We start from the raw sequence: 13,813 nt of genomic DNA, 5'->3' as shown, positions 1-13,813 counted from the left end.
TAGTTTACTTAGCTTAGCAAACTAACTTGACTCCCACACTACAAAGAGAAAAGTAAAAAAAACTTATTTCTTCAAATTCTACAAATGGGCGTTAATAAAAATTTGCTGTATAGAAATTTTTATTTTTAAAAATAGATTAAAAACAAGTATAAATTATTTTATATATTGGCAATATAAAATAATTTAATTCTATATTTTAGAACATTCAGTATAAGAACCACGTTTAAGAATTTTTTGCATACGATTAGAAGCAAGTTCTCTTTTATCAATTTTTTCAAGTTCTTCTAAAGACTTTTTAACATAATTTGCTATAGCAACAGCTGCTGCTTCTTTATTACGATGTGCTCCATTTATTGGTTCTTCTATAACATCATCTATTAAAGATTGAGATTTAAGATCATCTGCTGTTATCTTCATAGCCTTAGCCGCTACTTCATTTTTCAAAGGATCATTCCAAAGTATTGCCGCACACCCTTCTGGAGAAATAACAGAAAAAACTGAATTTTTCATCATAGCAAGTTTATCTGCAACTCCTATAGCCAAAGCTCCCCCGCTGCCACCTTCTCCAATAACAATAGCAATAGTAATAGTCTTAAGATCGCTTAATTCATATAAATTACGTGCTATAGCTTCACTTTGACCTCTTTCTTCAGCTTCAATTCCTGGATATGCTCCTGGAGTGTCAATTAAAAAAAGTATAGGAATTTCAAATTTTTCAGCAAGCTTTGCAACCCTTAAAGCCTTACGATATCCTTCAGGATGAGGCATACCGAAATTTCTTAAAATTTTATCCTTAGTCCCTCTTCCTTTTTGTTCTCCAATAACAATGAGTCTTTTTTGTCCCAAGTAGCCCATAAAACAAACAATAGAAGGATCATCTTTAAAAGACCTATCACCATGAATCTCATGAGCATCATTTAAAATAAGATGAATATAATCTAAAGCATAAGGGCGATCTGGATGTCTAGCAAGTTGCAAACGTCCAAAATCGCTTAAATTTTTATAAGTTTTTTGTATCTCTTTTTCAAGATTTTTTTGCAAAATAGCAACAGCTTCAAAATCACCTTTATTTTTTGCATTAATAATGTCTTGATCAATTTGTTCAATATTTTTTTCAAAATCTAAATATGAAGCCATTATTAATTATCTACTTTTTTAAAAATTACACAACCATTCGTGCCACCAAAACCAAATGAATTACTCATAGCAACCTTTAAATCTGTCTTTCTAGCTTTATTAGGCACATAATCAAGATCGCATTCTTCGTCTTTAACAATTTGATTAATAGTTGGTGGAATAATATTTTGTTCTAATGCCATAATACTAATAACAGCTTCAATAGCTCCAGCAGCTCCTAAGCAATGTCCTGTTTGACCTTTAGTAGAGCTTATTAAAGGAATATCATTTCCAAAAAGCGCTTTAATAGCTGCTGTTTCATTTTTATCATTAACTGGAGTTGAAGTCCCATGTGCATTAATATAATCAATTTTAATATCGCCAGCCATTTTTAAAGCTTTTTGCATAGCTCTTAATGGACCATCTAATGTAGGTGAAGTAATATGATGCGCATCAGCACTTTCTCCAAATCCTATAAGTTCAGCATATATATGAGCACCTCTTTTTTTAGCCTCTTCATAGTCTTCAAAAACCAAAGCTCCAGCTCCTTCTCCCATAACAAAACCATCTCTTTCTTTATCAAAAGGTCTTGAAGCTCTTAATGGATCATCATTTCTTGTTGATAAAGCTTTCATTGAAGCAAAACCACCTATTCCTACAGGGCAAATAGCTGCCTCTGCACCTACAACAAGCATTTTATTAGCCGTTCCTAAAACTATACTTTTATAAGCTTCAGCTATAGCGTGAGTTCCTGCTGCACAAGCTGTTACGCAAGAAATATTTGGTCCTTTTAAAGAATACTCTATAGAAATTAAACCACCTAACATATTAACAAGTGCTGATGGGATAAAAAATGGAGAAATTTTACGCGCGCCCTTTTCAAAACAAATAATTGAATTTTTCTCTATATTAGGCAAACCACCTATTCCAGCTGCTGAAACAACGCCAAATTCCTCCTCTTGGAATTTTTCATTAAAATTAGCATCTTGCATTGCCTCTTTTGCAGCTTTTATTCCAAGTTGTATAAAACGATCAATTTTCTTTACTTCTTTAGCATCAACAACTTCTAGTGGATCAAAATTTTTTACTTCAGCAGCTATTTTTACAGGAAAATTACTACTATCAAAAAGAGTAATATTTCCAACACCACTTTTACCTTCACAAATTGCCCCAAAAGAGTCATTTTTATTTAGACCAAGAGCATTGATCATTCCAATACCTGTAACCACAACCCTTTTCAAGAATAACTTCCTTATTGTAAGAATTTAAAATTATTTCTTAAGATTATCGATATAATTTACAACATCCTCGATTTTAATAAGCTTTTCAGCATCACTATCAGGGATTTCTATACCAAATTTTTCTTCTAAAGCCATAATAAGTTCAACAACATCTAAGGAATCTGCACCTAAATCTTCAATTATCTTAGAATCCATTTTTACTGCATCTGCATCAATACTTAATTGTTCTACTACAACTGATTTTACATCATCAAAAGTTGCCATTATTTATCTCCTTGAATTTAAAATAAAGCGTATTTTATCCTAAAAAGCTTAAAAATACAATATTACTTTTTCATAATTCTTAAACTTATTTTATTATCATTTTCACTAAAAGTATAAATTAAATCTTCACTCGGATAAGAAATACTTTTATCTTTAAAATCTTTCTTATTTTCTAAAAAAATTTTTTCCAATAGAGGCGGAAGTTCTTTTTTTATTAAAAGTTTTGTAGGTATTCCCATTCCGTGAGTTAAATTTTTTATGAATTTATGATCTATATCTTTTTGATCAATTTCATAAAGTTGAGTATCAAAATTTAAATCTTTAAATTCTTTATATAAAATTCTTTTTTCTTCCAAAGAAAGGTATTCATCTTTTACAGAAAAATAACTAATATATTTTGTATGAGGATATTCACCCTGTATTACTAAATGATCTTTTTCTAAAATGTTTCTTATTTTTCTTCTTGCTGGAGAAAAAAAGTTTTTTGATTCTTTATTACTAGTCCAAAATGTTTTTGTAGAACAATGAGTATTAATATGATGAAAAAAATCAAAAGTCGAAAATTCGGCATATTGCATAAAATCAATCTCTTTGCCAAAACCAACAACCCTCCAAGGAAATTTAGCTCCGCTAGAATTATCAATGACTCCATCTATAAGCCAAGGAGCAATTTTAGCTGCAAGGTGTGATAAATATCCTCCGTGAGAAGTTCCTGTCATTATAACAGGCAAATCCCCCCCCCCCAGAAATTTTAAATGGAGGATTTGTTTTGATAAAAAGCAAAGCATTGATTAAATCTTGTGCTTGCATAATACCAAAATTCTGATATTCATTTTTACTAGGTTGTAAGCTTACATGAAGATTTAAAAAATAGCTAGGATTTAATTTTCCTTCAATTTTTCTTTTAGATAAACTTTGATTGATAAAATGAAATACTTCGCTCATTTTTTCATAAGTATCAATTTCTTGAACTCTTAAAGGAAGTGGCAAATTAATAGCTTTACAACTTTCATTTAAAATAAGCTTATCAATATCATCTAAATAAAAACTAGAACCTGTTTGAGGACGATTTCCTATACAATGATAATTAACCCCCACAATGGCAATATCTAAATTTTTAATCAAATCTCTAGCAATAAAATCTAAATAAGGATCATTACAATCAGTCCCAAGGCCTTGATTAATAAAAACTAAGGCCTTTACTTCTTTGATATCATCAAACCAAAGCTTAAATTCAAGCTTTGATTCCCTTTTTATATTAAGCTCAACATCATCACAAGAAGTGATTTCATAAGTTTTTTGATTTATCATTACATATAAAGCCCGCCGTTAATTTTAAGAGAATCTCCTGTTACATAAGAAGCATAATCACTAAGTAAAAATGCCACACAATAAGCAACCTCGTAAGGCTCAGCAAAACGTTTTAAAGGTATATTATCTTCATAAGATTTTTTAATCTCTTCGCTTAAAACCTCTGTCATATCACTTTTGATAAATCCAGGCGTTACAACATTAAAACGAATATTACGACTTGCTCCTTCTTTTGCAAAAGATTTAGTCATAGCAATCATTCCACCTTTACTAGCAGAATAATTTACTTGTCCAATATTGCCCATTTCACCTACTATAGAAGCTATATTTACAACGGCTCCAAAACGTTTTTTACTCATTATTTTTAATGCTTCTTTACAGCCTAAAAATGCTGAATTTAAATTTGCATTAATCACTTCAGTAAAGTCTTCTAATTTCATTCTTAAAGCTAGTTTATCATTTGTAATTCCTGCATTATTTACTAAATAACTAAGCTCTCCATCGCTTTCTACAATGGTCTTAATAGCAGCTTCAAATTCATCTTCCTTGCTTGCATCAAATTTAATTACAGCTGCTTTACCACCTTTTGATTCAATTTCCTCTTTTAAAGCATCTGCAAGTTTATGATCTCCTCTATAATTAATCCAAACCTTAAGATTAAATTCTGCCAAAACTCTTGCAATATAAGATCCTATACCTTTACTTGATCCTGTAATTAAAACATTTTTTCCACTAAATTTCATTTTTACTCCTTTTAATTTTAAAATTATACAATGCTTTTTTATAATTAAATTAATTTATACCTAAATTAAAATAAAGCTTCATTCATTTCTTCTGGAATACTAAGCCCCATAATCTTTAAAATACTTGCAGCTATATTGCTAAGTCCTTTATTTTCTTTAAGTTTTGTAACATTTTTTGCCTCAATAAAAGCAAAAACATCAAAAGTTGTATGATTAGTAAGTAATTCTCCTTTATTATTTTGCATAGCTTCACAATTACCATGATCGCTTGTAATAACAAAAGCATAATCATGCTCTCTAGCTTTTTTTATAATTTCTCCCAAACAATCATCTACAGCTTCTACTGCCTTAACAGCTGCTTCAAAATCTCCAGTATGTCCTACCATATCACCATTAGCAAAATTAACAACTATAAAATCCTCTTGATTTTTTATACCTTTTAATACCACTTCAAGCACCTCATAGGCACTCATTTGAGGCATTAAATCATAAGTTTTTACTTTAGGACTTGGAATTAAAACCCTCGTTTCATTTTCAAGTAGCTCTTCTTTACCTCCATTAAAAAAGAAAGTTACATGAGCGTATTTTTCAGTTTCTGCAGTATGAAGTTGTCTCAAACCAGCTAAAGAAATAATTTCGGCTAAAGTATTATCAATCTTTTCTTTTTTAAATAATACTGGAATATTATACTTATCATCATAAATAGTCATTGTAAGTAAATTTTTAAAAATTTTTTCACGCTTAAATTCTTTAAAATTTTCATCATTTAAAACTTCAATAATCTGTTTCATTCTATCATTTCTAAAATTAATAAAAATAAGCCCATCTTCTTCATCAATTCCATTAAATTTAGGATCAATCGTAGGTTCTAAAAACTCATCAGTAATATTTTTTTCATAAGAATTTTTAATATAATCAACAAAATCATTATTTTTTAATACTTTAGCTAATAAACAATCATAATACTTTTGCGTTCTTTCCCATCTTTTATCCCTATCCATAGCATAAAATCTTCCACATAAGCTTGCAAATTGTATATCTTTTTCTTGACAAAAATTTGTTATATCTTTAATAAAATTTAGACCACTTTTAGGATTTGTATCTCTACCATCGCTTATTATATGAGCACAAACTTCATTCCCTACCTCTTTGCAAATTTTAAGTAAAGCTTTAAAATGCGTATGACTTGAATGTACTCCTCCATCACTATATAAACCTATAATATGAATTTTTTTACATTTTTTTAAAAGATTTTGAAGATTAGAGTTATCTTTTAAAGTATTATCTTCTATGGCTTTATTGATTCTTACTAAATTTTGATAAATAATACGCCCACTTCCTATACACATATGCCCTACTTCGCTATTACCCATTTGGCCTTCTGGCAAACCTACTGCTAAACCACTTGTTTTAATAAGAGTATGAGGTACCTCTTTAAAAAGTTTTTCATAATTTGGCTTTTTAGCATGAAAAAAAGCATTAAATTCGCGATCTTGATTGTGTCCTATACCATCTGTTATAACTAAAATACATTTTTGCTTCATTTTTCTAAACTCTTTATAAGATTATTTTTTGCTTAATTTTACTAAAATTAAACTTTAAAAACAAAAAAAGGCTTTAAATTTGTATTATTTATCTTATTTTAGTGATTATGCTTTTTTTACTTATATTAGTGTGCGTGCAGGATTTGCATTTTTCATTGCTCTTTGCCTTACTTTATTTATTATTCCAAAATTTATAAGATGGGCAAAAACAAAAAATGCTAACCAGCCTATATATGAACACGCTCCACAAAGTCATCAAATAAAGTCAAAAACCCCAACAATGGGCGGAATTATCTTTATATCTTGTGCTGTCATTGCTAGTTTAGCATGTATTAAATTTGATAATCTTTTTGCTATTTTAGCGCTTTTATGCCTTATTTTATTTTCTCTTATAGGTTTTATTGATGATTTAGGTAAAATTCTTTATCAAAATAATCATAGTGGTCTTAGCGCGAGAGCTAAACTTATGGCTCAAATCATTGTATCTTTACTTTGTTGTGTACCGCTTTATTTTTATGGATTTAATACAGATTTATATATCCCTTTTTACAAACATCCTCTTTTTGATTTATCTCTTTTTGCTATAGTTTTTTGGATTTTAGTTCTAATTTCAAGTTCTAATGCAGTAAATTTAACAGATGGGCTTGATGGATTGGCAACGGTTCCTTCCATATTTTCTCTTGCAACTTTAGCAATTTTTATTTATTTAAGTGGAAATCTTAATTATAGCGAGTATCTACTTTTACCTAAAATTCAAGGACTTGGAGAAGTTTCAATTGTTTGTGCAGCTTTAATTGGGGCTTTAATGGGATTTTTATGGTATAACTGCTATCCAGCACAAATTTTTATGGGAGATAGCGGTAGCTTAAGCATAGGAGCTTTTATAGGATTTTTAGCAATTATTAGCAAGAATGAAATTTTACTTTTACTTGTAGGGTTTGTTTTTGTTCTTGAAACTATATCTGTTATCTTACAGGTTGGAAGTTTTAAAATATTTCATAAAAGAGTATTTAAAATGGCTCCTATTCATCATCATTTTGAAAAAGTTGGCTGGGTAGAAAATAAAATTATTGTGCGTTTTTGGATGATAGCTTTACTTACTAACTTAATCGCTCTTGCTTCAATAAAATTAAGATGAAAAAATCTTTATTTGGCTACGGAAAAACTACTAAAGCTATAGCCCAAAAACTAGGTGGTTTTGATATTTATGATGATAATTTTAAAAAACCTTTAAAAGATGAATTTAATAATAATTTATTGCCTATAAATTATTTTAATCCATCTTTAAGCTCTCTTGAAATTGCAAGCCCTGGTTTTCCCAAAGATCATATCCTTGTTAAACAAGCTAGAAATTTAATCAGTGAATATGATTTTTTTTACGATATTATGCCAAGAAGTATCTGGATAAGTGGAACAAATGGAAAAACAACAACAACGCAAATAACCCAACATCTCTTAAAGTCTGTAGGTGCTGTTATGGGTGCAAATATAGGAATACCCCTAGCCGATTTAAACCCTTATGCAAAATTATGGATACTTGAAACTTCATCTTTTACTCTTCATTATACAAAAATAGCAAAACCTGAAATCTATGCTCTTTTACCTATAAGCACAGATCATATCTCTTGGCACGGAAGTTTTAAAGCCTATGAGGAAGCAAAGCTTAGCGTTTTAAGTAGAATGCAAAAAAGTGATAAAGTTGTACTTCCTCAAATTTATGCTGATATTCCTACAAAAGCAGATAAAATCACTTACAAGAACGAAGAAGATTTAGCAGAAAAAATGGATATTGACTTAAAAAAAATTAATTTTAAAAAGCCTTTTTTAATCGATGCTCTTATAGCTTGTAGTATAGAAAAAATAATCCTTAAAGACATTAACTATAGACTTTTATCTACTTTTAAAATGGAAGAAAATAAATTAGAAGAATTAAAAGATCATCTAGGAAGAATTTGGATAAATGATACAAAAGCAACTAATGAAAGCGCTACTTTAGAAGCTCTTAAACGTTATAAGGATAAAAAAATTTATCTTATTATAGGTGGCGATGACAAAGGAATGGAATTTAAGAACTTATTTAATTTTATGAAAAAACTAGATATATCACTATATATCATAGGAGCAAATATACAAAAACTTAATTCTTACGCTCAGGATTATAATATAAAAGCTTATCAATGTCATTTTCTAAAAGAAGCTATAAAAGAAATTTCTAAAAAACTAAAAAAAGATGAAATTGCTTTATTAAGCCCTGCTTGTGCAAGTTTAGATCAATTTAGCTCTTATAAAGAACGTGGAGAAATATTTAAAAAAGAAATCAAACAATTAAATAATTAAAAAGTTTAAAAAATTAATAATTTAAACTTTTTAATTTATTTTTTCAAATTAAATTTTTATCTTTTAAGATTACATAAAGTCTTATAGTTGAAATAAAAAAAGTTAAAATAGCTGGGCCTAAAATAATACCCCAAAATCCAAAACTAGAAATTCCAGCTATCATTGCTAAAAAGATTAAAAATTCATTGATGTTAGTAGGAGTTTTAACAAGCTTTTTATTGATCCATTTTATAATTAAAGGTTTAATTAAAGTATCCGCCAAAAAAGATATTACTAAAACAGAATATCCAAAAATCCAAAAGGCAGCTTTTTGATTGTTCATAGCAAATTCATAAAGACTAATAGGTACATAGATTAAAGCACCTCCAATAGCTGGGATCAAAGAACTTATCGAAAAAATAGCACCCATTAAAAATCCATTATAACCAAAAATAGTAGTAATAATGGCAAACAATGCTCCTTGAAAAATAGCAACAATAACCATAGAATAAAGTACTACCGCCATAACATTACTTACTTCACTTAAAACATCTTCTAGTTCTTTTTTTTCAATAGGTACAATAGATTTTATATAAATTACGAGCTCTGTTCCATAAAGATTTGCAAAAAAATAAAATACACAAATTAACACCATATCAATTAAAAACTTAGCACCACTTTTGGTAAAAATTGAAGCATAAGCTAAAAATTGCTTTGAAAAAGTATTAAGATCAATATTACTTAAAAACTCTTTTATTTTTGGCTCTAAAAAACTAAAAGATTCAGGAAGAGAAAACTCATAATTCTTGATATAATCTAAGGTATAAGTAATAGTATTTATATCAAAATTTTTCAAAACTCTAACAAATTCTATCATAGCATAAACAAAAGGAGCAAAGAAAAGGATAACAATACAAGCAGTAGTCATACAAGTAGCTAAAAATTTATGACCCTTAGCTAAATTTAAAAATTTTAAATGCAAATTAGAAGTAGCTACGGCCATTAAAATAGCAATTATTATAACAAGTAAAAAATTTTTAAAAAGATAAAGCAAAAGCACTAAAACAACCAAGATAAAACATATTAAAAATATTTTGCCATTTTTCATATAATTTTATTCCTCAAATAAATTTTTTTGATAATTTAGTTTTAGAATTTTAAAACTCTTTGCACTTGCAATTCTTCCTTTGGCTGTTCTTTCTATATAACCATTAGCAAGTAAATAAGGTTCAATCACATCTTCAATAGTATTTTCATCTTCACTTAATGCAGCAGCAATACTAGCAAGTCCTATAGGTTTTTGCTTTGCAGAAGTTAAAAGTTCTAAATATCTTAAATCCATAGCATCAAAACCAAGCTCATTAACACCTAAAGAATTTAAAGCCTCTTTAGCCCTTTCTTCACTAATATTTTCTTCATCATTTACATCAGCAAAATCTCTGACCCTTTTTAAAAGCCTTAAAGCAATTCTTGGCGTAGAACGTGATCTTTTAGCAATCTCGAGTGCAGCTTTTTTATCGCAATTTTTGCCAAGTTTATTTGCGGCTTTTTGCAAAATAAGAGCTAATTCTTCATTTTTATAAAATTCTAAACGAAATTGCATTCCAAAACGATCTCTTAAAGGATTGCTAAGCATTCCTGCTCTTGTTGTAGCACCGATTAAAGTAAATTTAGGCAAATCAATTTTTATTGTTTGTGCGGCAGGGCCACTTCCTATAATAATATCAAGCCTATAATCTTCCATAGCTGGATAAAGCACTTCTTCTATGGCAGGGCTTAAACGATGAATTTCATCGATAAAAAGAATATCACCTTCACTAAGATTTGTCAAAATAGCAGCCAAATCTCCACTTTTTTCTATCATAGGTGCTGCTGTTGTTTTGATATTTGTATTCATTTCATAAGAAATGATATTAGCCAAAGTTGTTTTTCCAAGTCCTGCAGGTCCACTAAAAAGAATATGATCTAAACATTCTTTACGCTTCTTAGCAGCACTAATAAAAATATGAAGATTTTTTTTAATCTTTTCTTGACCGATATATCCATCAAAATTTGAGGGTCTTAGAGAGGTTTCATAAGTTTCATCTAAAGAAAATTTTTCTATTTCTACTATTCTATCCATTTTAAACTGCTTTGAAAAATTAAATGAAGAATTTTAACAAAGTATAGTTTTAATTTTTATAAAAAGATTATTTATATTTTATAAGAAATTTATCAAAAATAAATTAAAACTTTTTGCCAAAAATTTAAAAATATCTATTAACTTTAAAATTTAGTTTTTAGCTAAAATTCGATAAAATTTAAAGTGAATTTTTAGAATAATGGTTTAAAAATGGGAATTTTAACAAAATTAGAATTAGATTATGAAATTGATGATATAGAGAAATTTTTGCAATTTTTTAGAACCATGTGCGATCGCTTTGAACCATTAATTATAAAATTAGGCACAGATAAACAAAAATATAAAGAAGCCATAAAAGAACTTGAAACTTTAGCACATAATACTGCTTGGGCAGCAAGGCGTTTAGAACTTCAAGAAGTTACAGATTTTTGTGTATTTTGCGAAGAAATGATGGTTCAAGCAAGTCGTTTTGAAGGACCTGCAAGTGAAGAATTTACAGATTGGATGCTTTTAATGAGTGATCAATTTGAAAAATATTGCAGATCTTATGAAAATGATGATTCTGTTTTAGCTATTTTTAATCCTTTAATTGTTAATGTTCCAAATATCATTTCTAAATAATGGGAGCGACTTGGCTTCGACAGGAGTAAGTTTGCAAAGATGGCATACCGCTTTGGGCAAAGCGTTAAAAGCCTAAATAAAATTAAACGCAAACAACGTAAAATTTGCTCCTGCTTACGCTAAAGCTGCGTAAGTTCAGTTGAGCCCGAATTTTAAACGATACTATCTAGTTTAAAATTTGGTCATTACAAGATAGTGTAGTCTTTGATTTGACGCATCAAAGATGAAATAAAAGTCTTAGCCAAATCTTAAAGTTTTGGAAGATGAGCTTGATTTGGTGAATTCTTCATCTTTACTAAGTATGTAGAGGTCTTTGTGGAATTATTTTTGGACAGGGGTTCGATTCCCCTCGCTTCCACCAATCTTAAATAAAAATATTTATCTTCACTATTAATTACAACTTTTAATTTCATAAAAATTAAATTTTTATTTTTAATTTATAAAATCACATTTTATAACATCTATTAAGTTATAAAGAAATATAAAATTAAAGCTTATAAAAAACAAGCTTTAATGTAAAATATCTTTAATTAATTTTTGTAAATTTCTTTTTATTTTTTCTTCATCTTTTAAAATAAAACATCTTGCTTTTGGCCAAAAGAAACTTTTAGGATCTTCAAATTTCCCCCAACGCCAATCAAATCTAGGATGCAAAAGAACTATCGTTGGAATATCCATAGCCAAAGTTAAATGAGCAATCGCACTATCAATACTGATCATACAATCAATATCAGATAGATTATTTAAAGTATCATTCCAATTTTTTATTTTTTTAGTTCTATCCTCTATATTTTTAGGTAAATTTTCGTTTGATTGCATTTGAAAAGAAACAATTTCATAATCTAAATCTTCTAAAACATCAAATAATAATTCAAATTTAAAATTTCTTAACAAATCAGAACCCTCTGCATTAGGAGTAAAATAAAAAATACCTAATTTTTTCTTTTTATTTTGTGGCTTTTTTTGTACTAATATTGGTGTTTTTAATTGTTTAATTTCGCTTAATTTAATATCAATTAAAAAAGGCAAAGAGCAAATAGGGATAGCATAATCAAATTTTTTAGGTAAATTTTTTAAAACTTTTAAATTATTAAAAATATCATCATTTGAATTTAAAATTTTTATTTGATTTTTAAACATTTCATACATTGCACTTTGAGGAGCAAATAAAACTTTTGATGCGATCTTACAAAGCTTTTCTAAACATCTTGCATACATTATAGTATCCCCAAAACCTTGCTCGCAAAATACTAAAACTTCTTTATCTTTAAAAGCATTGACACCAAATTTATTAAAAGCTTTTATACTTTCATTATAATGATAAGTAGAAAAAGTTTCATTATGTGCATAAAATAATCTACTCTCATAGTATTTTTTACCTTCTTCAAAATTATCATCCACTCCCATACGCATTAAAAGATATGCAAGATCAAATTGATAAGTTGCGTGAGTATTTAAACTTAAACACTTTTGATACGCATTATAAGCTCCTTGATAATTAGCACTAAATTCCAATACTTTAGCATAATTTTGCCAAAATTGTGCATGATGCTGATTTGCTTCTTCTAAGGATTGAAAAAGTTTTAAAGAATCACTCACCCTAAAAAGTTTAAAAAGCAAATATGCTTTTTGTGGCAAAATTTGATGAGTTAAAAAATCTTGTATCTTAGAGATAGTAAGATTTTCTTTGGTTTTGCTATGGAGTCTATCTTGAAGATTATTTAAATTAGGACTATAGCGTCCCATAAGGGTTCCATTTTGTAATTTATCTATTAAATTTTGCATAAAATTATATAATTCTTCATGTGCATTTAATGCTTTGATAAAGTCATTCTTAAAATAAATTTCTGCATAATCTTTCCATAGGTCCAGATTATACAAATCTTTTGAAAGAAGTTCTTTAAAAATTCTTTCAGATTCGTCAAATTTATTTATAAATTTATAAAGAAAAGCTAATTGTAGATTAATTTCATTTTGCAAATCATCTTTACGATCTAAAAGTTTTTGCAATAGATTTAACGCCTCATCAAATCTTAAATTTTCAATATAGCTTTTAGAAAGCATAAGACCATTAAAACTTGTAGGATTGATAGAAAAAAGCTCTTGAGCATAGTATAAAGCTTTTTTAAAAAGCGAAAGTTTATAAGATGAGAGCATAGCAAATTCTAAAGCAAATTTTGAATTTTCTTTTAAAAATTTCTCACTTAATTCTAAACATTTTTCATAATTAGCATTAAAATAATAATAATAAATTTTATCAAACATAGTTTTCCTATAAAATATTTTATTTTAACCTTATATTATGATATAAATTTGATAAAAAGATAATTATACGTCTTAAAAAAGATAAAATCAATAAACCCCAAACAACTTAAAGTCATTTAGGGTTTAGGAGATTAAACTAGTTCTTTATATTTATTCTAAATAACTATTTAGAATTATTTATATTCTTTTACCACACATAATTAAATTGAGCATATCCTGTATGAGTTTTACCATCTTTATCAAACATTCCATTATAGTTTAAGCTAAAAT

The 13,813-nt window shown here is 28.0% G+C and carries 11 protein-coding genes, 1 other RNA gene and 2 pseudogenes; 4 read left to right on the top strand and 10 right to left on the bottom strand.

The features are described from left to right. Positions 1-189: 189 nt before the first annotated feature. From JG676_RS01010 to gpmI, 6 genes and pseudogenes are all read right to left on the bottom strand, one after another. Positions 190-1,137, bottom strand: coding sequence for an acetyl-CoA carboxylase carboxyltransferase subunit alpha (locus JG676_RS01010; RefSeq protein ID WP_200169340.1), 948 nt, complete (start codon positions 1,135-1,137; stop codon positions 190-192). Positions 1,138-1,139: 2 nt separating this feature from the next. Further along, positions 1,140-2,357: a beta-ketoacyl-ACP synthase II gene (locus tag JG676_RS01005; RefSeq protein ID WP_200217058.1), complete on the bottom strand. Its 1,218-nt coding sequence runs from the start codon at positions 2,355-2,357 to the stop codon at positions 1,140-1,142. A gap of 30 nt (positions 2,358-2,387) precedes the next feature. Beyond that, the gene (gene acpP / locus JG676_RS01000) at positions 2,388-2,621 is read right to left on the bottom strand and encodes an acyl carrier protein (protein ID WP_131163651.1); all 234 of its coding nucleotides are present in this window, start codon (positions 2,619-2,621) and stop codon (positions 2,388-2,390) included. Between the two features lie 62 nt (positions 2,622-2,683). Beyond that, a pseudogene (locus tag JG676_RS00995) lies at positions 2,684-3,932 on the bottom strand (DUF2920 family protein). After that, positions 3,932-4,675, bottom strand: a complete 744-nt coding sequence (gene fabG / locus JG676_RS00990; RefSeq protein ID WP_200169338.1) for a 3-oxoacyl-ACP reductase FabG — start codon at positions 4,673-4,675, stop codon at positions 3,932-3,934. The pseudogene JG676_RS00995 and the gene fabG overlap by 1 nt, the downstream one beginning before the upstream one ends. A gap of 65 nt (positions 4,676-4,740) precedes the next feature. After that, the gene (gene gpmI, locus JG676_RS00985) at positions 4,741-6,219 is read right to left on the bottom strand and encodes a 2,3-bisphosphoglycerate-independent phosphoglycerate mutase (RefSeq protein ID WP_200217057.1); all 1,479 of its coding nucleotides are present in this window, start codon (positions 6,217-6,219) and stop codon (positions 4,741-4,743) included. Positions 6,220-6,298: 79 nt separating this feature from the next. Between gpmI and mraY the strand changes: the two genes are divergently transcribed. Both mraY and murD read left to right on the top strand, forming a co-directional pair. After that, the gene (gene mraY, locus JG676_RS00980; RefSeq protein ID WP_200217056.1) at positions 6,299-7,357 is read left to right on the top strand and encodes a phospho-N-acetylmuramoyl-pentapeptide-transferase; all 1,059 of its coding nucleotides are present in this window, start codon (positions 6,299-6,301) and stop codon (positions 7,355-7,357) included. Next, on the top strand, positions 7,354-8,556 hold the full coding sequence (murD, locus tag JG676_RS00975; protein ID WP_200217055.1) for a UDP-N-acetylmuramoyl-L-alanine--D-glutamate ligase: 1,203 nt from the start codon (positions 7,354-7,356) through the stop codon (positions 8,554-8,556). Before mraY ends, murD begins: the two co-directional genes overlap by 4 nt. Positions 8,557-8,599: 43 nt before the next feature. Here murD and JG676_RS00970 read toward each other — a convergent pair whose 3' ends face one another. Both JG676_RS00970 and ruvB read right to left on the bottom strand, forming a co-directional pair. Further along, positions 8,600-9,643, bottom strand: coding sequence for an AI-2E family transporter (locus JG676_RS00970; protein ID WP_200169334.1), 1,044 nt, complete (start codon positions 9,641-9,643; stop codon positions 8,600-8,602). A 6-nt stretch (positions 9,644-9,649) separates the two neighbouring features. Continuing rightward, positions 9,650-10,657: a Holliday junction branch migration DNA helicase RuvB gene (ruvB, locus tag JG676_RS00965; protein ID WP_200217054.1), complete on the bottom strand. Its 1,008-nt coding sequence runs from the start codon at positions 10,655-10,657 to the stop codon at positions 9,650-9,652. Between the two features lie 210 nt (positions 10,658-10,867). Here ruvB and JG676_RS00960 point away from each other — a divergent pair, with 210 nt between their 5' ends. Both JG676_RS00960 and ssrA read left to right on the top strand, forming a co-directional pair. Then, a complete protein-coding gene (locus tag JG676_RS00960; RefSeq protein ID WP_200169332.1) occupies positions 10,868-11,278 on the top strand; it encodes a histidine phosphotransferase in 411 nt (136 codons plus the stop codon). 1 nt (position 11,279) lies between these two features. Beyond that, positions 11,280-11,639: a transfer-messenger RNA gene (ssrA, locus tag JG676_RS00955) on the top strand. Positions 11,640-11,788: 149 nt separating this feature from the next. Here the strand turns inward: ssrA and JG676_RS00950 are convergent. Both JG676_RS00950 and JG676_RS09165 read right to left on the bottom strand, forming a co-directional pair. Then, positions 11,789-13,543: a lipopolysaccharide assembly protein LapB gene (locus tag JG676_RS00950; protein ID WP_200217053.1), complete on the bottom strand. Its 1,755-nt coding sequence runs from the start codon at positions 13,541-13,543 to the stop codon at positions 11,789-11,791. Positions 13,544-13,730: 187 nt separating this feature from the next. After that, positions 13,731-13,813, bottom strand: a pseudogene (locus JG676_RS09165) (autotransporter outer membrane beta-barrel domain-containing protein); the annotation flags it as partial.

The sequence above is a fragment of the Campylobacter sp. 2018MI34 genome, from assembly GCF_016598975.1.
Lineage (GTDB): Bacteria > Campylobacterota > Campylobacteria > Campylobacterales > Campylobacteraceae > Campylobacter_D.
Note: the sequence above shows the minus strand (reverse complement) of the source record. Positions and strands in the feature narration are given on the sequence as shown.

What these genes read in the sequence shown, in the direction of transcription:
- JG676_RS01010 (WP_200169340.1), bottom strand. Translation starts at nt 1,137, where the DNA reads ATGGCTTCATATTTAGATTTTGAAAAAAATATTGAACAAATTGATCAA.
- acpP (WP_131163651.1), bottom strand. Translation starts at nt 2,621, where the DNA reads ATGGCAACTTTTGATGATGTAAAATCAGTTGTAGTAGAACAATTAAGT.
- fabG (WP_200169338.1), bottom strand. Translation starts at nt 4,675, where the DNA reads ATGAAATTTAGTGGAAAAAATGTTTTAATTACAGGATCAAGTAAAGGT.
- gpmI (WP_200217057.1), bottom strand. Translation starts at nt 6,219, where the DNA reads ATGAAGCAAAAATGTATTTTAGTTATAACAGATGGTATAGGACACAAT.
- murD (WP_200217055.1), top strand. Translation starts at nt 7,354, where the DNA reads ATGAAAAAATCTTTATTTGGCTACGGAAAAACTACTAAAGCTATAGCC.
- JG676_RS00970 (WP_200169334.1), bottom strand. Translation starts at nt 9,643, where the DNA reads ATGAAAAATGGCAAAATATTTTTAATATGTTTTATCTTGGTTGTTTTA.
- ruvB (WP_200217054.1), bottom strand. Translation starts at nt 10,657, where the DNA reads ATGGATAGAATAGTAGAAATAGAAAAATTTTCTTTAGATGAAACTTAT.
- JG676_RS00960 (WP_200169332.1), top strand. Translation starts at nt 10,868, where the DNA reads ATGGGAATTTTAACAAAATTAGAATTAGATTATGAAATTGATGATATA.
- JG676_RS00950 (WP_200217053.1), bottom strand. Translation starts at nt 13,543, where the DNA reads ATGTTTGATAAAATTTATTATTATTATTTTAATGCTAATTATGAAAAA.